At 68.9% G+C, this 24,213-nt stretch carries 17 protein-coding genes and 1 pseudogene; 10 read left to right on the top strand and 8 right to left on the bottom strand.

Annotation, left to right across the window (positions count from 1 at the left end; all coding sequences use genetic code 11):
* Positions 1 to 165 precede the first annotated feature (165 nt).
* Entirely contained in the window at positions 166 to 1,380 is a 1,215-nt protein-coding gene (gene rocD / locus E5F05_RS03100; RefSeq protein ID WP_138223737.1) for an ornithine--oxo-acid transaminase, read from the top strand.
* A gap of 128 nt (positions 1,381 to 1,508) precedes the next feature.
* A pseudogene (locus E5F05_RS21520) lies at positions 1,509 to 1,631 on the top strand (AAA family ATPase); the annotation flags it as partial.
* Between the two features lie 486 nt (positions 1,632 to 2,117).
* Here E5F05_RS21520 and E5F05_RS03110 read toward each other — a convergent pair.
* Positions 2,118 to 3,167, bottom strand: coding sequence for a LacI family DNA-binding transcriptional regulator (locus E5F05_RS03110; RefSeq protein WP_138223739.1), 1,050 nt, complete (start codon positions 3,165 to 3,167; stop codon positions 2,118 to 2,120).
* A gap of 252 nt (positions 3,168 to 3,419) precedes the next feature.
* Between E5F05_RS03110 and E5F05_RS03115 the strand changes: the two genes are divergently transcribed.
* The 7 genes from E5F05_RS03115 to E5F05_RS03145 all read left to right on the top strand — a co-directional run bounded on the left by E5F05_RS03115 (position 3,420) and on the right by E5F05_RS03145 (position 11,238).
* Positions 3,420 to 4,763, top strand: a complete 1,344-nt coding sequence (locus E5F05_RS03115) for an ABC transporter substrate-binding protein (RefSeq protein WP_138223740.1) — start codon at positions 3,420 to 3,422, stop codon at positions 4,761 to 4,763.
* Between the two features lie 95 nt (positions 4,764 to 4,858).
* Complete coding sequence (locus E5F05_RS03120; RefSeq protein WP_138223741.1) at positions 4,859 to 5,785, top strand: carbohydrate ABC transporter permease; 927 nt, start codon at positions 4,859 to 4,861, stop codon at positions 5,783 to 5,785.
* A gap of 1 nt (position 5,786) precedes the next feature.
* The gene (locus tag E5F05_RS03125; RefSeq protein ID WP_171029492.1) at positions 5,787 to 6,647 is read left to right on the top strand and encodes a carbohydrate ABC transporter permease; all 861 of its coding nucleotides are present in this window, start codon (positions 5,787 to 5,789) and stop codon (positions 6,645 to 6,647) included.
* The gene (locus E5F05_RS03130; protein WP_212744540.1) at positions 6,644 to 7,699 is read left to right on the top strand and encodes a zinc-dependent alcohol dehydrogenase family protein; all 1,056 of its coding nucleotides are present in this window, start codon (positions 6,644 to 6,646) and stop codon (positions 7,697 to 7,699) included. Before E5F05_RS03125 ends, E5F05_RS03130 begins: the two co-directional genes overlap by 4 nt.
* 103 nt (positions 7,700 to 7,802) lie before the next feature.
* Entirely contained in the window at positions 7,803 to 8,573 is a 771-nt protein-coding gene (locus tag E5F05_RS03135; protein ID WP_138223742.1) for an SDR family NAD(P)-dependent oxidoreductase, read from the top strand.
* 72 nt (positions 8,574 to 8,645) lie between these two features.
* Positions 8,646 to 9,731 carry an NAD(P)-dependent alcohol dehydrogenase gene (locus E5F05_RS03140; RefSeq protein WP_138223743.1) on the top strand — a complete coding sequence of 362 codons (1,086 nt, stop codon included), beginning with the start codon at positions 8,646 to 8,648 and terminating at the stop codon, positions 9,729 to 9,731.
* Positions 9,721 to 11,238 (top strand): FGGY-family carbohydrate kinase, encoded by a 1,518-nt coding sequence (locus tag E5F05_RS03145; RefSeq protein WP_138223744.1) that lies wholly within the window; start codon positions 9,721 to 9,723, stop codon positions 11,236 to 11,238. The genes E5F05_RS03140 and E5F05_RS03145 overlap by 11 nt, the downstream gene beginning before the upstream one ends.
* 134 nt (positions 11,239 to 11,372) lie before the next feature.
* Here the strand turns inward: E5F05_RS03145 and E5F05_RS03150 are convergent, their stop codons facing one another.
* From E5F05_RS03150 to E5F05_RS21530, 3 genes are all read right to left on the bottom strand, one after another.
* Positions 11,373 to 11,645: a hypothetical protein gene (locus E5F05_RS03150; protein WP_138223745.1), complete on the bottom strand. Its 273-nt coding sequence runs from the start codon at positions 11,643 to 11,645 to the stop codon at positions 11,373 to 11,375.
* Positions 11,646 to 11,776: 131 nt separating this feature from the next.
* Entirely contained in the window at positions 11,777 to 11,935 is a 159-nt protein-coding gene (locus E5F05_RS21525; RefSeq protein WP_244944461.1) for a tyrosine-type recombinase/integrase, read from the bottom strand.
* Complete coding sequence (locus E5F05_RS21530) at positions 11,932 to 12,321, bottom strand: hypothetical protein (RefSeq protein WP_244944462.1); 390 nt, start codon at positions 12,319 to 12,321, stop codon at positions 11,932 to 11,934. Before E5F05_RS21530 ends, E5F05_RS21525 begins: the two co-directional genes overlap by 4 nt.
* A 308-nt stretch (positions 12,322 to 12,629) precedes the next feature.
* On the opposite strand from E5F05_RS21530, the gene E5F05_RS03160 reads away from it, so the two are divergent.
* Positions 12,630 to 14,303, top strand: a complete 1,674-nt coding sequence (locus tag E5F05_RS03160) for a S8 family peptidase (RefSeq protein WP_138223746.1) — start codon at positions 12,630 to 12,632, stop codon at positions 14,301 to 14,303.
* Positions 14,304 to 14,544: 241 nt separating this feature from the next.
* Here E5F05_RS03160 and E5F05_RS03165 read toward each other — a convergent pair whose 3' ends face one another.
* The 4 genes from E5F05_RS03165 to E5F05_RS03180 form a co-directional block, all read right to left on the bottom strand.
* A complete protein-coding gene (locus E5F05_RS03165) occupies positions 14,545 to 15,459 on the bottom strand; it encodes an alpha/beta fold hydrolase (protein WP_138223747.1) in 915 nt (304 codons plus the stop codon).
* A gap of 432 nt (positions 15,460 to 15,891) precedes the next feature.
* Positions 15,892 to 18,306, bottom strand: coding sequence for a FlgD immunoglobulin-like domain containing protein (locus tag E5F05_RS03170; RefSeq protein ID WP_138223748.1), 2,415 nt, complete (start codon positions 18,304 to 18,306; stop codon positions 15,892 to 15,894).
* Positions 18,303 to 21,437, bottom strand: coding sequence for a hypothetical protein (locus tag E5F05_RS03175; RefSeq protein ID WP_138223749.1), 3,135 nt, complete (start codon positions 21,435 to 21,437; stop codon positions 18,303 to 18,305). Before E5F05_RS03175 ends, E5F05_RS03170 begins: the two co-directional genes overlap by 4 nt.
* The gene (locus E5F05_RS03180) at positions 21,434 to 24,196 is read right to left on the bottom strand and encodes a DUF11 domain-containing protein (protein ID WP_244944463.1); all 2,763 of its coding nucleotides are present in this window, start codon (positions 24,194 to 24,196) and stop codon (positions 21,434 to 21,436) included. Before E5F05_RS03180 ends, E5F05_RS03175 begins: the two co-directional genes overlap by 4 nt.
* Positions 24,197 to 24,213: the final 17 nt, after the last annotated feature.

The raw sequence follows: 24,213 nt of genomic DNA on the forward strand, positions 1-24,213 counted from the left end.
GCCACAGTTTGCACGCCGGGCCGGGTGAGGAGGCCCGACAGGAGATGGAGACTTTCGAATCTGGCTGGTTAATTTAAGTCAGTTCTGGCTCTTATCTGTCAGCCAATCTCACTCTATCCTGAATCCATCAGGCTCCATGCCCTTATTCCCTCCTTAGGAGAACCCATGACGCAACTGACTGAACGCACGCCCCAGGCCAACGAACTCATTCGGATCGAAGACGCCCTGGGGGCGCACAACTACAAGCCGCTGGACGTGGTGATCGAGCGGGCGCGCGGCCCCTGGGTCTGGGACACCGGCGGGCGCAAGTACCTCGACTGCCTCTCGGCGTACAGCTCCGTCAACCAGGGCCACTGCCATCCGCGCATCGTCGGCGCGCTGACCGAACAGGCGCAGCGGGTGACCATCACCTCCCGCGCCTTCCGCAATGACCAGCTCGCCGGGCTGTACCAGACGCTGACCCGCCTGCTGGGGTACGAGGCGGTCATCCCGATGAACACCGGGGCCGAAGCGGTGGAAACCGCGATCAAGCTGGCGCGCAAGTGGGCCTACGAGGTGCGCGGCATTCCCCACGGCCAGGCCGAGATCATCGTGATGGAGGGCAATTTCCACGGCCGCACCACCACCCTGGTCAGCTTCAGCAGCGAGGCGCAGTACCGCGAGCCGTTCGCGCCGCTGACCCCCGGCTTCAGGCGGGTGCCCTACGGCGACGTGGCGGCCATCGAGGCGGCGATCACGCCCAATACGGCCGCCGTGCTGTTCGAGCCGATCCAGGGCGAGGCGGGCGTGATCGTGCCGCCCGAGGGCTTCCTGCGCGGCGTGCGCGAGGTCTGCGACCGCCACGGCCTCCTGATGGTGGCCGACGAGATCCAGACGGGCCTGGGCCGCACCGGCCGCTGGCTGGCCTGCGACCATGAGGATGTCCGCCCCGACATGGTGATTCTGGGCAAGGCGCTGGGCGGTGGGGTATACCCGGTGAGCGCGGTGCTGTCGAGCCGCGAACTGATGGACCTCTTCCAGCCCGGCGACCACGGCAGCACCTTCGGTGGGAACCCGCTAGCCGCCGCCGTCGGACAGGCCAGCCTGGAAGTGCTGGAGGACGAGGGTCTGGTGCAGCGTGCCGAGGAGCTGGGCACATACCTGCAAGAGCGCCTGCGCGCGCTGAACAGCCCCCTGGTGCGTGAAATCCGTGGGAAGGGCCTCCTGATCGGCGTGGAACTGCACGAATCGGCCCGCCCGTATTGCGAGCGCCTCCAGGCCCTGGGTGTGCTTTGCAAGGAAACGCATGTCAACACCCTGCGCCTCGCGCCGCCGCTGGTGATCACCCGCGAAGAACTCGACTGGGCGCTGGAACGGCTGGCCGGGGTCCTGGGGAGCTGAGCCGCAGGCGAGGGGAACGCGCCTGCTCACTTCGACCTGGGATGGCCCCGGAGGCTCCGGCAGCGGTCTGCTCTGCCCAACCTGCCTCTCCCCTCCCCTCCCCCGCCGCGTCAGGTGATGCCGGTGGTGTGGGCAAGTCCAGCAGTGTACGCGACATCGGCTTCACGCTGGCCTGCCTCGGGCACCGCGTCCTCCTGATTGATGGCGACCCGCAGGCGAACCTCACGGACTGGCTCGGGGTGCGGAGCATCGACCGGAACGGGGTTGAGAAGGTTGATCCCGTCACGCGCGGCCTGATCGAACACCGGCTTGAGGCTCGACCTCATCACGCGGCTGGGCTGGCCGAGCGCCGGGAGCATGGCGATCACCTGATCGAGATTGTGGTTCCGCAGGGCGAGGACCAGCTTCTGGGCGCGTTCGTCTGCTGGGTGCATGGGGGAGTGTACTGAAAAACGATAACGTTTGAGCTTGCTTCCCCTTTGGCTCGCTTGCTTGCTTTTCCCCAGGCCGCGTCCTGCCATGCTTCTGCCTTTTCCTGCGCTTTGGCCTGAGCCGATGCGGGACGGAGGATTGCTGCTGCATCTGCCATGGGCTTACAGCAGGATGGTGACGAGGAGCGGCTGGACTACTTCTATTGTTATTGATGACCGTAACAAGCAGCCAACAACTCTGAGCCTCCTCCACGCCCCCTGAAGCCTCAGCGCCAGGGGCGGAGCAACGAGGAGGGGAGGCGCAGTCTACGGAGCCAGCGGCGCGCGCCCCGCCGCGACCATCTCGGAGGAGCGCAGCGGCGCACAACTGCCACGCACGATCAGCCGTCCCCTCATCACCTGATGGTCAGTCCTGAAATCACCATCTTCCAGGGCGCGGAGGACCGCCTGCGCGGCCGCCTCGGCCATCGCCTCGACAGGCTGCTCGATGACGGTGATGGGCGGATCAACCAGGGCCGTCCAGGGGTAGTTGTCGAAGGTGAGCAGCGAGAGGTCGTCCGGCAGGCGCAGGCCGCGTTCGCGGATCGCCCGGAAAGCGCCGATGGCCTGAGTTCCGGTCAGCGCGATCAGCGCCGTGGGAGGGTCGGGCAAACCCAGCAGCTCGTGCGTGAGGGTGTAGGCGGTGTCTTCCGTCAGCAACGTGACGCGCTGGTAGGCGGCGGGCACGGTCAGGCCGCGCTCGCGCATCGCTTCGGGAAAGGTCCGGGAACGCTCCTCGGGGTGAATTTCCGGGTCGAAGGTGCCCAGCGCGGCGATGCGCGTGTGGCCCAGGCCGTGCAGGTAAGCGACGGCCTCCCGCATACAGGCGGCGTTGTCGAGCATGACGCTGGGAAAAGGAGAACCGGGCGGCCGGTAGTCGTATTCGAGGACGAAAAGGCCACGGTCGCGCAGGCGCTGGAGGTACTCGCGGCTGTCCGGGCCATACCCCGGCCGTACCAGGATGGCCGCGACCCGTTGGCCGTACAGGCGGCTGAGTTCCTGAAGTTCCAGCCGGGCGCTGTATTCGTTCTCGCTGATGATCAGCGTGTACCCGGCAGCTTGCAGCGTCCGGCCCGCCGTCCGCGCGAACTGTGCGAAAAACGGCTCGACGATGCTGCCCACGACCAGCCCGACGGTGCGGCTCTGGCCGCCGCGCAGGCTGCCCGCGCGCTGGTCGGGTTCGTAGTGGAGCTGGGCGATGGCCTGCTGCACGCGGGCCAGGGTTTCGGGAGTGAGTTTGTCAGGTTCGCGCAGGGCACGCTTGGCGGTGGTAGGGGAGACGCCCGCGAGCCGCGCAACGTCTTGAATATTGGCCACGGGTCCATTGTAGAACCTAACCCCGAGCAAGAGAAGGTGGCTTTTGAACGAGGTGGCCACGGGGCCATTCTCTGGACCGGGTGCAACCGCAAGGACTAGACGAAAGGGAGGCGGTGTGTTTCAATGATGGCCACGAGGCCATTCATTGAGGAGCCGAAGATACGACCTTCGGTTCAGGCTGTGCGTTTCCTGCGTCCGGGTCGCCCGCCCTTCCCTTGTCCTGCCGCCACTGCGGTTTCAGGAGGTTTGCCCATGAAACGACTCGCCCCGCTCAGTCTCGCTCTCTGCGCCGCTTCGCTGGGGGCCGGTGCCCGAGCCGCCACGACCATCACCATCGCCACCGTGAACAACCCCGACATGGTGACAATGCAGAAGCTCACGCCGGAATTCACCAAGAAGTACCCGGACATCAACGTGAAGTGGGTGGTGCTGCCCGAAAACGAGCTGCGGCAGAAAGTCACGCTGGACGTGGCGAGCAACGCGGGCGGCTTCGACGTGGCCACCGTCGGGACGTACGAGGTGCCAATCTGGGCCAAGAACGGCTGGCTCGACCCGCTGAACCCGATGTTCAGCCAGAACGCGGCCCTGGCCAAGAGTTACGACCTCACGGACGTGCTGGAACCCGTCCGCAAGGGGCTGTCGTATAACGGCCAGCTCTACGCCCTGCCCTTCTACGCCGAGTCCAGCATGACCTACTACAACAAGGACCTCTTCAAGAAGGCGGGGCTGACCATGCCCGCGCAGCCCACCTGGGCACAGATCGAACAGTTCGCGGCCAAGATCCATAACCCCTCGGGCGGCGTGTACGGCGTGTGCCTGCGCGGTCTGCCGGGCTGGGGCGAGAACATGGCCCTCTTCGACACGATGGTGAACACCTTCGGTGGGCGCTGGTACGACCAGAACTGGAATGCCCAGCTCAACAGTCCGGCCTGGAAGAACGCCATGACCTTCTACGTGGACCTGGTCAAGAAGTACGGCCCGCCCGGCGCCACCAGCAACGGCTTTACCGAGAACCTGACGCTGATGAGCCAGGGCAAGTGCGGCATGTGGGTGGACGCGACCGTCGCGGCGGGCTTCCTCAAGGACCCCACTTCCAGCAAGGTCGTCAATTCCATCGGCTTCACCAACGCCCCGATTGGCCCCGGCACGCCGCGCGGCAGCAACTGGCTGTGGTCGTGGAGCCTCGCCATTCCCAAGAGCACCAAGAAGGAGGACGCCGCCTTCAAGTTCATCACCTGGGCGACTTCCAAGGACTACATCGCGCTGGTGGCCAGGGAGAAGGGGAGCTGGGCGGCGGTGCCCCCCGGCACGCGCAACAGCACCTACGCCAACCCGAACTACACGAAGGCCGCCGGGGACTTCGCCCGCCTGGTCCTCAACTCGATCAAGCGCGCCGATCCCACCCACCCCACCAAGGACCCGGTGCCCTACACCGGCATCCAGTTCGTGGGCATCCCGCAGTTCCAGGCGCTGGGCACCCAGGTCGGCCAGTACCTCGCCGGGGCGCTGAGCGGCCAGTCCACCGTCGATCAGGCGCTGGCACAGGCGCAGACCGCCGCCCAGAAGGTCGCCAAGGAAGGCGGCTACCAAAAGTAACGCGCCCGCCGCGCCGGGCGTGAACGGGAGGGCCGGGGACCGGAGAACGCCTCCGGCCCCGGCCCTCGGCGCCCCCTCCCCGGAAGGTGAAGCCCATGACCACAGCCCCGTCCCTCGCCACGGCCACCCACGCCCCACCTGCGCCCAAGCGCGGCCTGCGCCTCACGCCCGCCGCCCTGATCTGGCCCGCGCTGCTGTACCTGATCCTGACGACCCAGGTGCCGTTTTTCATGACGGTGTACTACTCGTTTTTCCGGTACAACCTCGTGGACCCGACCAGCCGCCCCTTTATCGGCCTGGAGAACTACGCCACGCTGCTCACCGACCCCCAGAACCTGCGTATCCTGCTGAACACGCTGGTGCTGGCAGGCGGCACGCTGCTTCTCACGCTCCTGATCGGGGGGGCGCTGGCGCTGCTGCTCAACCGGCCCTTCGCGGGGCGGGCGCTGCTGCGGACGCTGCTGATCAGTTCCTTCCTGGTGATGCCGGTCGTGACCGCCGTGATCTGGAAGAACATGCTGCTCAACCCGGTCTTCGGCTTCTTCTCCTGGGTGGTCACCCGGCTGGGTGGGCATCCGGTGGACTGGCTCGCGCAGTACCCGATGGCGAGCGTGATCGCGATGATTACCTGGGAGTGGACGCCCTTCGCCATGCTGATCCTGCTGACCGGCCTGCAAAGCCTGCCGGACGATCAACTGGAGGCGGCGCGCCTGGACGGGGCAGGCCCCCTTCAGGAATTCCAGCACATCGTCATGCCCCACTGGACGCAGGCCATCCAGGTAGTCGTGCTGATGGAAACCATCGCCCTCCTCCAGGTCTACGGCGAGATCTACGGCTCCACGTCGGGCGGCCCAGGCATCGCCACCACCAACCTGCCGTACTTCATCTACCAGAAGGCTTTTGCCGAGTACAACATCGGCCTGGCGAGCGCGGCGGGCGTGATCACCGTGATCCTGACGAACATCCTGGCGATCTATCTGCTGCGGATGATCAACCGCTCCCGCAGCAGCCAGGGAGGCTGAGATGACCACACTGCCCACCTCGGCTGTCGCCGAACGCCGCTCCGCCGCCTCACGTCTCCGGGCCAGGAATATCCTGCTCACGGTCATCACGTACCTGATCGCGCTGGCATTCCTGTTTCCGCTGGTGTGGATGATCCTGGCGGCCTTCAAGACCGAAGCGCAGGCCTTCGCCTCGCCGCCGGTGTTCTGGTTCACGCCGACGCTGGAGAACTTCCAGAAGGCGCTGCCCGCCTACTTCCCCGCGCTGAAAAACAGCCTGATCGCCGCCATCGGCAGCACACTGCTGGCCTTCGTGCTGGGCCTGCCCGCCGCCTTCGCGCTGGCGGTCTACCCGACGCGGCGGGCGCAGGGCACGCTCACCTGGATGCTCTCGACCAAGATGATGCCCGCCGTCGGCGTGATCGTGCCGCTCTTCCTGCTGTTCCGCAACCTGCACCTGCTCGACACCCTGACCGGCCTGATCCTGATGTACACGACCATGAACCTGCCCCTGGTCGTGTGGATGATGCACTCCTACATGTCCGAGATTCCGTTTGCCATCTACGAGGCCGCCAAGGTGGACGGCGCGAGCGTGGGGCAGGAGTTCTTCCGCATCGCCCTGCCGCTCTCGATGCCCGGCATCTCCGCGACCGCGCTGCTGGCGCTGATCTTCGCCTGGAACGAGGTGTTCTTCGCCATCAACCTCACCAGTTCGGACGCTGCGCCACTCAGCGTGTTCATCGGTTCGTTCAAGACCTCGGAAGGCCTCTTCTGGGCCCAGATGAGCGCCGCCGCCACCCTGACCGTGCTGCCGGTGCTGATCTTCGGCTGGATCGCCCAGCGCCAGCTCGTGCGCGGCCTGAGCTTCGGAGCCGTGAAATGACCCGCCCCACCATGCCCGCTGCCGTCATCACCGCCCCCGGTCAGGTCGAGGTGCAGGAACTTCCCGAGCCGCACCCCGGCCCCGGTCAGGTCCGCATCCGCGTTCACGGAACCGGGGTCTGTGGCACCGACCTGCACCTGCTGCACGGCCACTTCGGCGCCCGCTTCCCCCTCGTCCCCGGCCACGAGATCAGCGGCTGGGTGGACGAGGTCGGCCCCGGCGTCCTGAACGTGAAGGAAGGCGACCTGGTGGCCCTCGACCCCAACCTGTGGTGCGGCCAGTGCCATTACTGCCAGCGCGGCCTCTTCCAGCACTGTGAGCACCACGAGGCGCTCGGCGTGACATTGCCCGGAGGGTTTGCCCGCTACACCGTCTGTCCAGCCACGAACGTCTACCCGGCGCAGGGGCTGACGGCGGATCAGGCCTCCTTTGCCGAGCCGCTCGGCTGCGTGGCCTGGGGCATGAAACGCCTGCGCCCCCCGCCCGGCGCGAGCGCCCTGCTGTTCGGTGCGGGGGCTATCGGGCAACTGCTGATGCAGGGCCTCCTCGCCAGCGGCTGCGCCCGCGTGACCGTCGTGGACCCGGTGCAGGACCGTCTCGACCTGGCGCGGGAACTGGGGGCCTCCGAGGTGCTCCAGCCGCACGCCGACCTCAAGACCGAACTGCTCGACCGCCACCCCTACGGCTTCGACGTGACCGCCGAGGCAACCGGCGTGCCCGCCGTCGTGCAGGGCCTCCCCGAACTTACTGCCGTTGGCGGACAGGTGCTGGTGTTCGGGGTCGCGCCCGAGGAGGCCCAGGTCAGCCTCAGCCCCTACCTGCTGTTCCAACGTGACCTGAGCGTGCTCGGCTCCTTCGCGCTGAATCAGACCGTGCCGCTGGCCCTCGACTGGCTGCGCGCCGGGCGGGTGAAGGTCGAACCGCTGATCACCCACCGCCTGCCGCTCGCGCGCGTGGGGGAGGCGCTGAACATGAAGGCCCATCCCGGCCTGGCGGGCGCGCAGAAGGTGCTGATGACGCCGGGCGAGGAGACGGCCCCGCCTCCCCTTTGACCTGAAGAGCGGGAGATGCCGGGCGGGGGTGAGGCAGCTCGGGCCGCTTCCCGGTGTGCCTACCCGGTTCCTCCCCAGACCTTTCCCTTCCCAAGGAGTCCCCATGACCACCATCGACCGCTCGGCGGCCAACATCCTCGATCTGTTCCGCCTGGACGGACGGCACGCCCTGGTGACGGGCGGCGCGCAGGGCATCGGCTTCGAGATCGCGCGGGGCCTGGCCCAGGCCGGGGCGCGGGTGACCATTGCCGACCTGAACCCCGACGTGGGCGAGGGCGCGGCCCGCGAGCTGGACGCCGCCTTTGAGGCGCTGAACGTGACCGACGCGGGCGCTGTGGCGGCCCTGGCCCAGCGCCTCCCCGACGTGGACGTGCTCGTGAACAACGCGGGCATTGTCCGCAACACCCCCGCCGAGGACACCCCCGACGACGACTGGCGGGCGGTGCTGGGCGTGAACCTGGACGGCGTGTTCTGGTGCTGCCGGGAGTTCGGGCGGCAGATGCTCGCGCGGGGAAGGGGCAGCATCGTCAGCACCGCCAGCATGAGCGGGCTGATCAGCAACCACCCGCAACCGCAGGCCGCCTACAACGCCAGCAAGGCCGCCGTGATCCACCTCACCCGTTCGCTGGCGGGCGAGTGGGCCAGCCGGGGCGTGCGCGTCAACGCGGTGGCGCCCGGCTACACCGCCACGCCCCTCACGAAGCGCGGCCTGGAGACGCCCGAATGGCGCGAAACCTGGCTGAAGGAAACACCGATGGGCCGTCTGGCCGAACCCCGCGAGATCGCGCCCGCCGTGCTGTACCTCGCCAGCGACGCGGCCAGCTTCGTGACCGGGCAGACCATCGTGGTGGACGGCGGCTATACGGCGTGGTGAGGGGGCGGCCAGCTTCCAGGCGTCAGCAGAACAACAGGAAGTCAACCGTTTTTCAGGAAGAAAGAGAGAACCATGACGACTTCGGATTCCCCCTCGGCCCTGTCCTCGCGGACCAGCATCCTGCACGGCATCCGTGACCTGCGCTGGGAGACGCGCGAGGTGCCCGCACCCGGCCCGCGTGAGGTGCGGGTGCGGGTGCGGCGCGTCGGCGTGTGCGGCAGCGACGTGCATTACTACACCCACGGCCGGATCGGCCCCTTCGTGGTGGAGGCCCCGCTGGTCCTCGGCCACGAGGTGATGGGCGTGGTGGACGCGGTGGGTGAGGGCGTCACCCGCGTCCGGCCCGGCGACCGGGTGGCGCTGGAACCCGGCGTCCCCTGCCGCCGCTGCGCCTACTGCAAGCGCGGCGAGTACAACCTCTGTCCGTATATGACCTTCATGGCGACCCCGCCCGTCCACGGAGCCCTGGGGGAATTCGTGCTGTGGCCCGACGACTTCGCGTTTCCATTACCCGATCAGATCAGCGACGACGCGGGCGCGTTGCTCGAACCGCTGGCGGTGGGGGTGTGGGCAGCGCGCAAGGGCGACGTGCGGCCGGGGCAGAGTGTGGCCGTTTTCGGCGCTGGACCCATCGGCTGCACGACGCTCCAGGCCGCCAAAGCTGCCGGGGCCACCACCCTGATCGCCGTCGATCTGGAGGACTTCCGACTTGAGCTGGCCCGCGAAGTGGGCGCGACGCACACCATCAATGCCCGGAACGAGGACCCCATCGCCCGCATCCGCGAGATCACGCGCGGCGACCTGCCGCTCTCGCACGCTGGAGTGGACGTGGCCTTCGAGACGGCGGGGAGCCTGCCCACCACGCGCATGAGCCTCGCTGCGCCCCGTCCCGGCGGCACCACTGTCCTGGTGGGCCTCCCGCCCGACCCGGAGGTCAGCCTCGACATCGTAAGCGCCGCCAGCCGGGAGGTGAGCATCCGGGGCGTCTTCCGCTACGCGAACTGCTACCCCGCCGCCATCGCTCTGGTGGAGAGCGGCGCGGTGAACCTCGATGCGCTCGTCACCCACCGCTACACCTTCGACCGGACGCCGGAAGCCTTCGAGTTCGCGGACCGCGAGAAACGCACCAGCATGAAGGTCATGATTGATGTCGGCTGAACTGCTCGTCGGGATCGACGTGGGGACGTACAGCAGCAAGGGCGTGCTGGTCAGCCTGGACGGCCAGATCCTGCGGCAACACGTCATCCCCCACGGCATCAGCCTGCCAGCGCCCGGCCACGTCGAACAGGACGCGGAGGAGGTGTGGTGGGCCGATACGGTGGCCCTGCTCCGCGAACTGCTGAGCGGACCGTATTCGGGGGCCGACGTGGCCGGGATCGCCCTGAGCGCCATCGGCCCGACGCTGCTGCCGCTGGACAGGGAGGGGCGGCCCCTGCGCCCCGGCATCCTCTACGGCGTGGATACCCGCGGGGGGGCGCAGATCGACGCGCTTCAAGCCGAGATCGGAGAGGAGGCGATCTTCGCCCACAGCGGCATGGCCCTGACCAGTCAGGCAATCGGGCCCAAGATGCGCTGGCTGCGCGAGCGCGAGCCGGAGGTGTGGGCGCGGACCCGAACCCTCACGACCGCGAGCAGCTACCTCACCTTCCGCCTGACCGGCAGGCACGTGATGGACCACCACACGGCGGCCCATTCCATGCCGCTGTACGACCCCCGCGCCCGCACCTGGAGCGCGGGCTTCGCCCCACCCGTCCTGGGCGACCGGGGCCTGGAGTTGCTCCCCGACCTCGCCTGGAGTGAGGAACTGGCCGGGTACGTGACCGCCGAGGCCGCCGCGCAGACCGGACTGCGTGAGGGGACACCCGTCGCGGTGGGCACGGTGGACGCGCTGAGCGAGGCGGTCAGCGTGGGGGCCGTGAATCCCGGCGACCTGATGATCATGTACGGCAGCACGACGTTCTTCGTGCTGGTGCAGGAGGCGCCCACGCCCGACCCGCGGGTCTGGACGGTCGGCGGGGCCTTTGCCGGTCAACACAACCTGGCCGCCGGGATGAGCACCACCGGCAGCCTGACGCGCTGGTTCGTGGACGAGCTGGCCCGCGAGCACCCGACTGGCGAGGCGTACAACGTCCTCTTCACGGAGGCGGCGGGCATCGCGCCGGGCGCGGACGGCCTGCTGCTGCTGCCGTACTTCAGCGGCGAGCGGACGCCGATCAACGACCCCCGGGCGCGGGGGGTGATCGCGGGCTTGACGCTCGCGCACACCCGCGCCCACCTGTTCCGGGCGGTGCTGGAGGGCGTGGGCTACGGCATCCGGCAGAACATCGAGGCGTTCCGCGACCTGGGGGCGGACGTGCGCCGCATCGTGGCGGTCGGGGGCGGCGCGAGGACCCGCACCTGGCTCCAGATCGTCAGCGACATCAGCGGCGAGGCGCAGGTCCTGCCCGGGCGGACCGTCGGGGCGAGTTACGGCGACGCCTTCCTGGCCGGGCGGGCGGCGGGGTTCCTCGGGCCTGAAGACCTGAACCGCTGGGTGAAGATCGCGGACACCATCCAACCGAACGCCGCGCCGAAAGCGGACTATGACCGTCTGTACGGCCTGTACCGTGACCTGTACGTGCAGACCCGCCCGACCGTTCACGCCCTGAGCCGTTCCGCAGGCTGAGGAAGCACACGCACCCGCCATCACCGCAGGGCAGGCAGGAGCCGGGCCGGAACGTTTGCGGCAGCGCGGCCGGTGCAGGACAGCGGCCTATACCGCGAACAGACCGGCCCGGCGCCCCCGAATTCCTGAGGGAATCAGGCGACCGTACCGAAGTACAGCAGCAGGCCAACCGCGACGCCCAGGCCCAGGGCGGTGCCCACCCGCAGCCGGGCCGCCAGCTTCTCGTACCGGCCCGCTTCCTCCGGGTCGTCGGGTGTGACGCTGGAAGAATCGGGGGAGATTCCCCAGGGCGTGGAAGTGACCAGGGCCTGCCTCGCCTCTGCCCGGGCGTTCAGGCTCGCCTGCGTCAGGATATAGGCCAGGAGCAGCAGGATGCCGGAACCGATGAGAGGAAGAGGCCAGGCCATAGCTCCAGCTTAGGCAGCGTGACACACTGAATTCTTACAGCAGGCGTGGACGCCAGGAACGGTCTTCCCCTGGGACACGGCCCGGTTTCAGCCTCCAGGGCCTCGCGCCGCACGTCCAGATCGAGCTTGGTCTAGATAGCGCTGGTGGTCACGCTGGCGTGGCCCAGCACGTCCGAGACGACGTGCAGATCGCGGGTCGCCCGGTAGAGGCGCGTGCCCGCCGTCCGCCGCAGCGTGTGCGCCCCCCACATGTCGGGCGGCAGGCCCACCGCCTGGAAATACCCGTTCACGATGCTCCGCAGGCCCGCCGTCGTGAGCCTGCGGCCCAGATGCCCCCGGCAGCGCCCGGTACTGCGCGGGGGGAAGCGCGCGTTTGCGGGCATGGGCGGGCGTGGGGTCCCGCGGCGCGGGCACCGCCAGGGCCGGGTTCTCGTGAAGCGCGCCCGCCCAGGTCAGCGCGCGGTAGAGCCCCATACAGGTAGGTGGCGACGCTGCCCAGCGTGAGGCCCGCCTGTTTGCCGTCATGCCGCAGCCGCTCGCGGGTATGGATCACGTAGGCTTCCGGGTCTTCGGGCGTCAGGTTCTGCACGCTCAGGCGGGGCGCTTCCGGCGGGCCGGTGAACGCCAGAAAATCGCGGACCGCCACCCCGTAGTTGCGCAGGGTCTGCGGACTCACGCCGCCCGCCCGGACTTCAGCCGCAGGTGATAGCTCAGCAGGTCGGTCAGTACTTCGGCGTCCTAGGTGTGGGCGGCGCGCAGGGCCTCCCGGCGGCGATTCTCCGGACTGGACCAGCGGGAGGCGAGGATCAGGGACACACCTCCATTACACTTGTGCTTTGTGTTCTAAACGCAAGTATCGTGGCCGGGAGAGACGCCCGCCTTCCAGGGAGCGGCTTCCCTTTCTGACGTTTGGCTGATCACACCTTGACCGAGGCTTTACGTGGCAGTGACCCTCGGGAGCGCGGCACCCCGCAGACTGGGGACATGAAAAAACAGGTGGGTCTGCTGCTGGGCGCGTTGCTGGTCGGTTGCGGTTCTCCTTCGGCCCCCGGGTACACCGTCCGCGGGAACGTCCTGCTCCCGAGCGGCGTGGCGCTGGGGACGAGTCCTGCGGGCGGGACAGCCGCGGACGTGGCGGACCTGGACGCCTTGTGGCAACTGCCGCACGTCCCCGGCGAGGTGCTGCTGGAGACGGGGACGGGCGGGCTGGGTGCCCAGGCGCTGACGGTGCTCTCGGGGGTGCGCCTCCAGGCGGTGCCCGGCACCGATCTGCAACTGGCCGCCACGCCCGCCGGTGAAACGGACGCGGCCTTTGCGCGGCGGCTGGCGGGGGCCGGGGTGCGGGCGCAGCCCAACTTCGTGTACCAGGCGCTGGCGGTGCCCAACGATCCGGGCTTTCCGGGCGACAACCGCCCCGGGGTCAAGGTGGGGGGCGTGGCCTACGACCAGGATTACCTGACGCGCATTGACGCGCTGGGGGGCTGGAACCGGCTGGAGGCGCTGGGCAAGACGGTGGACGGGGCGCTGACGGCGGTGCTGGATACCGGCGTGGACCGCAGCCACCCCGAACTGGCCGGACGGCTGCGGCCCGGCTTCGACTTCTGTTCCAAACTGGTGGGCCAGGCCTGCCAGGGCACCGACAACGATCCCAGCGAGGTCACGGCGGGCGATGTCGGGCACGGCACGAGTTCGGCGGGGCTGATCGCGGCCAACACGAACAACGGCGTCGGCCTGGCCAGCCTGACCTGGCGCGGCACCGTGCTGCCGGTCAAGGTGTTCGGCACGAACGGCACCACGTCCAGCGCCACCAGCGCCAGCGTGACGGCGGGCCTGCGCTACGCCACCGATCAGGGCGCCCGGGTGATCAACATGAGCCTGGGGTTTTCGGGCGGGCAGGTCGACCCGGCGCTGTCGCAGGCGATCCGGGACGCCGCCGCGGCCGACATCGTGCTGGTGGCGGCGGCGGGCAACACGCGGGGGGACGGCCTGTACTACCCCGCCAGCGACCCCAACGTGCTGGCCGTCGGCGCGCTCTCGCAGGACGACAACACGCTGGCCTGCTACAGCGCCCGGCCGCTGCCGGGGCAAAAACCCCTGGACCTGGTGGCACCGGGCGGGCAGGCGGGCAGCGACACGACGAGCTGTTACATCTCCAGCCCCTACGACATCCTCACGCTGACCACCGTGCAGAACGGGAGCTACACCCTGCGCGCCGGAACGAGCGAGGCGGCCCCGCAGGTCAGCGGCACGGCGGCCCTGCTGCGCGCCGCCTTTCCCGGCCTGACCGCCGACCAGATCCGTCAGGCGCTCAAGCAGGGCGCCCGGACCACCGGGGCCGGAGCCATGCTCAACGTCACCGGGGCCGTGAACCGGGCCGCCAGCCTGGTCGGTCCGCCCTCCAGCGGGAAGGCCTACACCCTGAACGTGCGGGCGCTGAGCGGCGACCAGCAGGTCATGGCCAAGACCTTCCAGGGCACCCTCACCGCGTCGCAGAAAAGTGTCCCCTACGTGTTGAGCGGACTGCCCGCAGGGACGTACCAGTTGCGGGCGACCTTGCAGGTCGAGGGGCAGGCGCAGCCCTTCAGCGGCAGCGCGCAGGTCACGGTGCCCTCGGGCAGCGGGGGCGAGGCCACCCAGGATATCCAGACGCAGCGCTGACCGGGGCGTGGGGTAGGCTCTCTCCCCCACCCAGCCTTGAAGAGTGAAGCCCGCGCCCGTTGGACCTTCCTTCAGGCGCGGGCTTCAGTCAGCGATGTGCGCGCGTGGCCGTGCGCGTGCCGGGTGAAACCCGGGGTCGACCAGACCGCCACGCTCCGCAGGGGCCAAAACCTGCGAAGCGTGGCGGCGGTACAATTCCAGCTGAGTCCTGAGCGCACAGAGGAAAGCGGCAAGGGGCCGGTCAGCGGACGGTTCTGGCCCAGTTGATGATGGCCTGATTGGCGGCGGCGGCCTTTTCGAAGATGGCGGCGTGGGCGGCGCCGGGGATGATGACCAGCTTGCTCCCGGCGATGTTCTGCTGCATCTTCATGCTGAAGAGCGGCGGGTACACCGTGTCCTCCAGCCCCTCCAGAATCAGCGTGGGCACCTTGATGGTCCCCAGCGTCGGCAGCGAATCGGGCCGGTTGGCCAGCGCCTTCGCCCCGGCCACGTCCGCCGCCACTGAAGCCTGCTTGACGATGTTGGTCAGGAACTGGGTATCGCCGGGGCGGTTCAGGCGCGTCTGCCCGGTCAGCATGTCCTTGAGCAGTTCGGGGGCCAGCGACTGCGGCCCGAACATCTGCGCCTTCTGGGCCATGCCACCCCAGAGCGCCTGTTCCACCACGCTGGCCGGGTTGGCGATGGTGTCGATCAGGATCATCCCCATGAAGCGTTCGGGCGCGGTGCGGTACATCTCGAACACGATGGGGCCGCCCATGCTCATGCCACCGATGATGGCCTTGGGGACGTTCAGGCGGTCCATCACGGCCAGGGCGTCCTGGGCATAGGTGGGGATGGAGCCGGGGTCGCTGGCGGGGGCCGTGCTGCGGCCGTACCCACGGTGATCGATGGTGATGACGCGGTACCCGGCGGCGGCCAGGGCAGCGCGGTTGCGGGCGAAGAGCTCACCGCTGAGGGGATAGCCGTGGAGCAGGAGCATCGGCGTCCCGTTACCCTGGGAGACGTAGTGGATGCGGGCCCCGTTGATGTCGAGGTCGCCCTCCTGCATCCCGGCCATCGCGGGCATTCCGGCGCTCCCTCCGGCCCGGGCCGGGGAAGCGAGGAGGGCGGCGGACAGGGCGAGCAGCAGCAACGGAGCGCGTTTGGCGTGAATCATGCAGTGACCTGCTTTCTGGCTTTCTGGAGAGCGCGAGGGGCGGGAAACGGGGGGCAGAAAGAAAAGCCTGACCTCATCGGTCAACTTTCTTGTCCAGTCTAGAGAGCCACCTGCTGGCGTGTTCTCAAGCCTGATTCATGTGCCCTTCAAGAAAATGGGGCAGGGGGAGGCGGGCCCTTGCGCCCTCCACATCAGGAGGCCGGAGCCTCTTCGCTCGTCTCGAAGCGCCTTTCCCGACCTCTGCCGATGCTGCCGTCTCCAACGGGCGTTTCAGGTTGGGCGGGAAAATCATGCGGCAGATGGCTGAACTTCGGGCCATCTGCCGCCTTGCTTCCCACACGTCATCACCGTTTCAACAACCGGTCAACACTGTACGGACGTGATCTCCTGCGCGCCTTGCCGCCCGGTCCGGCCCCCGGGTTCGCCCGACGCTCAGGGCACCCTGGCCTTGAAGCAGACCACGCCCTTGCTGGGGGTTCCCGCTCCTCCGGGGGCGGCGTAGACCGTGCCCACGCTCACGCTCAGGCTGCTGGCCGTCAGGGTGCCCGCGTCATCCCCACCGGCAGAGGTCAGCAGCGTCCCGGTGGGTGTGGCCGTGGCCCCGCTGGCGAGGGTGGCCCCGCTGGCGTACAGGATGCCCTGGCCCGTCCCGTAGCCGTCCATCTGAGCCGGGCCACTGGCGGCAATGGTGTCGTTGATAACGAGGTTGGTGGCGTTCCCCGCGCCCGTGTTCTGGTAGGCGATGCAGTATTCCAGGTATTCGCCCGGCTTGCCCTTCCCGCTGGTTCCAAAAGCGGCGGTGGACTGGGGACTGGGATTCAGCACCGTCCCGATGTTCCGCACCTGCTTGGAGAGGGTGATGGTGGGGGCTGGCGGCGTCACCGTCACGCTGACGCTGCTGGTGTTGTTGGTCATATCCGGGTCGGTGGAGTCCTGGCCACGTGTCACCGTGGCCGTGTTGGTGATGGTGGTGCCGCTCGCCACCGAGGTGCTCAGAGTGTCAGTCACGGTGATGGTCACCGGAGCCTGACCATTCAAGCTGACCGTGGTGCTCAGTGCCCCCGTTCCACCGGTGGTGGCGCAGCCGGTGGGACAGCCCCACGTACGGGCCGTGATCCCGGCCGGAAGCGCATCGTCCACCGTTGCCACCACCGGCTGGCCGGGCGTATTGGCTGTCTTGTTCTGAATGGTGAGCGTGTAGGTGATCTGTCCTCCGACGGGAACCGTGCCACTGCCCGCCGTCTTGACGATGCTGATATCCGCCGTGCGGACGGTCACCGAGTTGCTGGAGGAGGCCGGACTGCTGGGGTAGTAGGCCCACATATCCATGGCCTTCTTGTCGCCGAAGGTGCTGCTCCAGCTGTGCTGAGGTGTGGAGGAGCTGTCCACACCATTCAGCCTGAAGTCAGGGCTGGGGGCCCCTGTAATGTTCAGGGACTGTCCACTGCTGTCACGGGTGAGGGGACGATCATCCCAGAACACCATGCCGGGGGCAGCGGTCCCTGTCCCACTCACGTTCTGCCTGACAATGTTCAACCCGGTGGCATTCTCCGAATCGAGCAGCGGAAAATGCACCTCGCCTGCCAACAACTCGACCCTGGCCGTATAGCTGGAGGTTCCGGCAGGCACCGCGTTACCGTTCCCGTCCAGACCGTCCCAACTCACCGTGTTGCTGCCCGGGGTGGCCGTGCCGACGAGCACGCGATCAACGTTGGTGCCGTTGCTCGCCAGTGGAATGGTCAGGCGGTAGCTGTAGTTGGAGTTGCCAGGGTTGGTGAAGGTGAAGGTGCCGCCCGACAGATAGCCGTTGGTGCTGCCCGCGAAGCCCGGGGTGCCGTCACGCCCTGTAAAGGTCAGGCCGGTTGGCGTGGGCGGCACGCTGGGGCTGGGGGACCGGATCCAGACCCCACTGGCACTGGAGGGCAGATCACTGGCCGGGGAGTTCAAAAAGAGCTTGTGCGTTATGTACGAGCCGCTGTCCGCGCCCACGACCGGACTGCCGTAAGTAGCATTCGCAACCGTATTGCTGGTAAAGCTTGGATCGCCAGCAGCGTTCGTCAACCCCTTGTTGTTTGCGAAGAAGATGAAGCCGTAGGGGTCCAGATTCTGTTTCACCTTGTACAGGTAGCCGTCTTTGGTGAGCACATACAGGTTCAGGACGGTCGGGCGACCGTTCCCGCCCGTGTTCATGGCGAGATAGGTGGTCCAGACCCGGCCAGGAATGGCGGTGGAACCATTGCGAACCGTGATGTCCCAAGCACCAATGGTCTGGTCGCTGGTCGTTGGCGCGCCCCAGCCATTGCTGGTGATGGTGTTGGCTGGTGCGTTGTCGTTGGTCGGTACTGGGGCCAGAAACTCGACGGTATACACACCGGTCGTGGTGACTGGATATGAGCACGGGGTATAGCCGCTGGAGCCAGCGACGGTGTTCGGACCGGCAAGTTCCTGTGCACGGTTTTGGATCACGCCCACTACAGAAAGGGCCCCGGGCTTGCAAGTCTTGACTGCCGCCGGGCGTGTGCCGCTCGTCAGGTTTACCTCACCGCTGTATACGTTGATGGCAGCCGATGTAAGGGCAAGGGAGCTGTCCAGGGCGCTGGAGCCCAGCTCAATGATTTCGTTCGCGTTGGCATAGACGAAAAACGAGGTCTTGCGCAGGGGTGCAGCCGCTCCCAAATCTCCCTTGTTGGGGTTCCCTGTTTCCAGATAGGCGCGGTTGTTGTTGGGGTCCAACAGTATGCCGCTGCCCTCGGCGCCTGCCACCGAGCTCAGGCCCAACAGCGTGATGACCAACAGGGCGGCCAGCGGGCCGCCGAGCTGGCGACCAGGAAAATACCAGAGGTTCACTTCTGCCCTCCCTGCTCGTCGAGCAGCAGGTCCAGCCGCACATACGGGCCGGGTTTGGTGAAGGTGTTGCCGATGCCGTCGAAGCCCAGCACGTTGTAGCCCAGCGTGAGCCAGGTGCCGGGCAGGGCACGCAGCGAACCTTCCAGGCCCACCCCGAAGGTGTGGCTGCCGGTGGCGGGCTGGATCAGGGCGCGGGCGCTGAGCCCCAGACCGAGGCGGTCGGTGACGTAGTAGGTGCCGCCCAGGCTGGGCTGATAGGTGAAGCTGCCCGGATCGTCCAGCAACACGCGGGCATCCAGGCCGCCGCGCAGGGCATAGCGGGCGCGGTGGTACTCGGCGGAGAACTGGCCCAGCAACTGCGGCTGGTTGCCCGCCAGGCTGCCCACCTGATAGCGCAGGAAGCCCAGGGAATTCCAGGCACCGTCCCGCCAGGCATAGCCCACGGCGAACCGGCTGCCCGGCGTGCGGCTCAGCTCGGTGGTGGCGTCGGCGGTGACCGAGAAGGTTTCGCTCAGGCTGCCGGTGGCCCCGGCCCGCAGCACGGTGCGCCACTCCCCGGCGTTGTTGGCGACGTCCACGCCGAGCGCGGCACTCAGGCCGCCGGAGAGGTAGCGCAGGTCGCTGCCCACGCTGAAGTCGCTGCTGCCCGCCGTCATGTCGCGCAGGTAGGCGCCACGCACCCCCAGCGTGAAGTGCTGGTCCAGCGGCAGACTGGTGTCCACCCCGAAGCGGGCGCGGTTACCGCTTCCCGAGGCATTCGGCAGGTCGTAGGCCGCCGAGAGGTTGGTGCCGCCCAGCGTGGTATCGATGCCGAAGCTGGCGGTCTGGCCGGTCTTCCAGTTCAGGTCGTCGGTGAACTTCAGCCTGACGTTGGGGGCGAGGGCATACTTCACCGTCAGGACCGTCTCGGGGTCCACATCGCCGCCGAGGGGCTGGCTGTGCGTCACGTCCACGTCGAGGGGCGCGGCGTGATAGCCCAGGCCCAGCAGACCGGAAAGGCCCGTCTGGTCCCCGAAGCTGTAGCGCAGGCCGCCCCCCACCGTGAAGGGGTTCAGTTGATAGTCCAGGCGGGCGGCCACGTTCCCCTGGCGGGCCGCAGCGCTGCTGGCGTACTCGCCGCCCAGGCTGGCACTCAGGCCCGGGGCCAGTGGCTGGCGCAGCAGGCCGCTCGCGTTCAGGCCGACCGCGATGGGGGCCAGCCCGGCATAGGCGGCGTCCTGGTAGGCGGCCCGCACGCCGAACTCGGCGGTCCCCAGCCTGCCGCTCAGATCGGTGCTGAGCTGCACGCCCCCGCCCTGGGTCATGGCCAGGGCGCTGCCGCTCAGGGCCGGGGTGTTCAGGGTGGCGCGCGCCCCCACCGTCAGCTTGCCGTCCAGGTTCACGGCGGCCACGCCCACGCTGGCGTTCTGGGTGGCGTACCTGGCCTGCGCGCCGTAGGCCAGCGTGCGGTGGGTGCCGCCGTCGTTCAGGCGATAGGCGGCCTGGAGCACCAGCGTGTTCAGGTGCTCGTCGGTGCGGGGCAGGGCGCTGGAGAGCGTGATCACGCCGGTGCTGGTATCCAGCACGTAGTCGGCGTAGCGGGTCAGGGTGCGGCGCGAGAGTTCCTGGCCGGTCACCCGGTCGAGGGTCAGGAGTTCCAGCGTCTCGGAGTCCGGCACGATGTCGCCGTGCGCCAGCCGCAGCAACCGGGTGCCGTTCGGCGTGATGCGCTCGCCGGAGATCCGGTCGCTGGAGAGCAGGGCCGCGAAGCCGCCCACCTGGACCTTCCCCTTGGTGGAGACGCCGAGCGCCGTGAAGCTCTCGCCCAGCGGCAGCACGTCGATGGGCGTGGGGGACAGGCGGTACTGCACGCTGAAGTCGGGGTAGTCGTAGCGGAAGGCGACCGGGTCCTGGCCCTGAAGGGGCACCGTCTCGCTGCTGGCGTCGCCATAGAGAGGAAAGCGGGTGTTGGGGTTCGTGGTGCCCGGCAGGCCGTCCTTGTTGGCCGCCGCGTACAGCTTGCCGCTGCCCAGCGTGCCCTCGAAGTAGCCCTTCGCGCTCCAGCGGAAGTCCGTCTGCCCGCCGCTGAGGCCCAGCGTGGCGCTGGCCGCGCCGATGCCCAGGGTGCCCACGTCCGGGCGGATGGCGATGCTCCGGCGCTGCACGCCGCCGTCCAACGGGAAGTCCAGGGTGAGGGTGCCGGGGGCACTCTGCGGTGGCAGGACCAGCTCCCCCTCGCCGTTCTGGAGGGCCACCTGATAGCCGCCCTCAACGGGGTCGGCATCGGGCAGGCTGGGTTCGATGGACGAATGCACGGTCAGGGTGGGCTGCGCCGTGGTCAGCCCCGAGGCGTCCAGCGCGCGCAACCTGAAGCGCAGCGGCGTGCTGCCGTCCGCGAGGGCCTGCACGGCCTGCACGTCCACGCGGGCGGCCTGCCCGGCGTAGTACACCCGCACCTGCTCGCCGCCCAGCCCCAGCACGTTCACGCCGGTCTTGAGCCGGATGCCGAAGTAGGTCACCCGTTGTGTGCCGTTTTCACTGTCCACGTCGCGCTGCCCGATGGCCGCGTCCGGCAGGGCCTCGCCGTTGATGCTGGGTCCCAGCGTCTCGCCCGCCGGACCCTGCACGACCACGGTGATGCGGTCGCGGTCACGGATCACGCTGCCGTCCAGCGGCAACCGGAGGGCGCCGGGGTTTTCGGCCCCCTGATCCCACGCGCCGGGCGTGGCCGAGGCGTAGTCCTGAAGGTCGAAGGGGCCTTGCAATGTCTCCTGACGGTCGCGGGGGTAGCGGACGAAGAGGGACGGCCTCGGCAGCTCCCCCAGCGCCGCCGTGTGGCTCACCCGGTAGGTCAGCACGCCGCGCCCGGTGGGCATGAGCGGCCAGTACAGCCGCCCGCTGCGGCCCACCAGTGGGTCGGGGAGGGGCTGACCGTTCAGGCGGCTGGAGCCGGGCAGGTAGCTCGCCCCCGGCGGCAGGGTCTGGGCCAGCACCAGGCCGGTGGCCTCGCGGGGGGCATCGAACGGCAGTTCCAGGCGTGACTCGCGGGTGGGCACGCTGGTGCCCTGGACCGGGGGGACGACGGCAGGCGCGCTCTGGGCGGCGGCGCTCACCAGCAACGAGGCCATCAGCAGGGCAAGGGCGCCTCTCACGGGTTCCTCCAGGTCACGGTGGGATCGGTCACGGCACGTTCGGCCGCACCGTCAAAGCGGAAGTGGTAGGTCAGCGTCGTGCCTTCAGGGCCCACGCCCGGCAGGTCCAGCACGTTCTGGCCCTGGGTCAGGGTGGCCCCGGCAGGCAGCGGGTCCTCCAGGTGCAGCGGGCCGCTCCCCGGGCCAGCGGTGAGCGTGAGCGTCACGCGGTAGCTGCCGTCCCCCTCCCGGCTGACCTGCTTGTGCAGCGTGAGGGGACCGTCGCGCAGGGTGGTTTCGCGGAAGGCGCCCACCTCCCCCATCAGCCCGGCCAGCGGGAAGTCCACGCTGGTCAGGCCGCGCGCGAACACCCCCCGGCTGCCGGGTCGTCCGCCGTCCTGCGGCAGACTCAGCGGCGCGTAGGGCACGCTGGCGGGGTCCAGCCGCAGGGCGGTGAAGCCCTCCGGCACCGCCGCGAAGTGGTAGCGGCCCTGGCCGTCGGTCAGCGAGATGCGGCCGTCGGCCAGCACGACGCGGGCGCGTTCGATGGGCGTATCCAGATCGGTCTGGTACACCCCGTCGCGGTTGCGGTCCACGAAGACCACGCCCACGATGTCGGAGAGGGCGGTGAAGAAGCCGGGGCGCAGCTTCAGGCCCGCGCGCGCCTCGTTGGAGGCCACCACCGCGCCGTTGACGGCCTGGCCGGTCGCGCTCACCCGGTTCACCAGTTCGCCGGTGGCGCCGGGCAGCACGCGCACGGCGTAGGTCAGCACCGCCTCGGTCTGGGGCCCCAGGGCGCCCAGGGTCCAGGTCAGCACCCGGCCCGAAACCTGCGGGTCCGCCAGCGGTTTGCCGTTCATCTGGCCGCTGCCGGGAAGGTAGGCCACCCCGGCGGGCAGCGTATCGGTCACGGTCAGGCCGCCCAGGCTGCCCACCTGCGACAGGTTGCGGAGACGCACGGTGTAGTTCAGGCGGTCCCCGATGGTCGCGTCCGGCGCACTCACGGTCTTGCCCACCGCGAGAGCCGCCGACCACACCGCACTCTTGACGGTGGGCGAGTGCAGCGGCGTGGTGAAGTCGTCGCCGCTCAGGTCAAAGGTGTTGGCGAGCGTCTCGCCGTCCTTGACCGTGTCCGCCACCCGGGCACGGAGGGTCAGGCGGCGGGTTTCACCGGGGGCCAGGCTGCTCAGGGTCCAGACCACCGCGCCGCCCTGGAGCTGGCCGCCGTCGGAGGCGCTCACGAAGGTCAGGCCGGAGGCGAGGGGGTCACGGATCATCACGTTCGCCAGCGCCCGGTCGTAGGGGTTATGCACGCTGAGGGTGTAGGTGAGCGTCTCCCCGACCTGGACCTGACCGCTGGGGTCCACGGTCTTGTTCAGTTCCGGCAACCGCGACTCCACGCGGGTGATCAGGTCAGTGGTGCTGTTGCTGGTGCCGCGCCCGCCACTGGCCTTCAGCACCAGCTTGACGGGGTCGCTGCCGGTCAGCTTCAGGCAGACCTGAAAGTTCAGGCTCTGGCCGGGGGCGAGCCGGACCGGCTGACTGAGCGGCTGGCCGTCCACCCCCAGCAGGCTCAGGTCGGCCGCCCCGCTCTGGAGGGCGGGCGTCACCGTGAAGTCGTCGGTCACGTCGCCGGTGTTCTGGAGGGTCTGGGTAAAGCACAGCGTCTGGCCCACCACCGCGAAGTTCCCGGTCTGGCTGTCCTGGGCGCTGCCCTCGGGGGCGGCCGGGTTGCCGACCGGGCCAAGCGCCACGGCGGGGGTGTAACGCACGTCCAGGGCCGCCCCCGCCTGCTGGCCGGACACGCCGCCAGAGGTCACGTTCGCCAGGTTACGCAGGGTCCTGTTCTCGGCGGCGGCCGAGGTGAGCAGCTTGAAGGTCAGGGTGGCGCGTGCGCCGGGGGCCAGGCTGGGCAGGCGCAGCCGGATGGCCGCCACCGGGCTGGTCTGGCTGGCCGTGAAGGTGCTGCCGTCGGCGCTGTACTCGACCGTGCCCGCACTCGCCACCGCGCTGCCCGCCACGAAGCTGCTGCCCGCCAGGTCGAGGGTGTTCAGGGGATCGGTGACGATCACCTCACGCGAGGCACCCTGGCCGCTGTTGACTACCGTGAGGGTCACGCTGCTGGCGTCGCCGGGCTTCACGTGTGCCGGGCTGAAGCTCTTGCTGAAGCCCAGCACGGGCGGCTGGTCCACCACCACCGCCGCATAGTTGTTGGTGTCGCTGGCCCCGCCCAGGTCCTGCCCGCACGAGGCGTTCAGGCTGACCGAGGCGCCGCCCCGGTCGCTGCCAGCGGTCTGCACCGTCATCAGCAGCCGGGCGGACTTGTCGGCGTCCAGCGTCACGCTGTTCACGCTCTGGGCACCGGGGGCGATCTGCCCGCTGCCGTCGTCCAGATAGATGTTCACGCTCCCCGGCGCGAAGGCCGAGGAGGCGTCGAGCAAGCTGGACAGCGCGAAGGTGTTGGTCTGGTTGCCCACGTTCAGCACGCTGTAGGAAAAGAGGGCCTGTTCGCCGGGCAGGACGTGCCGGGTCTGGCCGGGAGCGCCGGGGGTGCCGTCGGGCGTGATACTGACGGCGCAGACCGGGCTGACCACGGTGGTGACCCGGTCCGACACCGCGCTGATGCTCTCGCCGTTCGGACCCAGGGCTTCGGCGCTCGCCTGGTTGGTGATGACCGTGCCCGCTGGGGTGCCCCCGGCCAGCGCCGTCCCGTGAAGGGTGAGGCCGAGCAGCGCCAGGCAGGGTGCCACAGCGGTGATGAGGGTGGACAGTTTACGCACGGAACCTCCGAACATCC

The sequence above is a fragment of the Deinococcus metallilatus genome (genome assembly GCF_004758605.1).
GTDB lineage: Bacteria > Deinococcota > Deinococci > Deinococcales > Deinococcaceae > Deinococcus > Deinococcus metallilatus.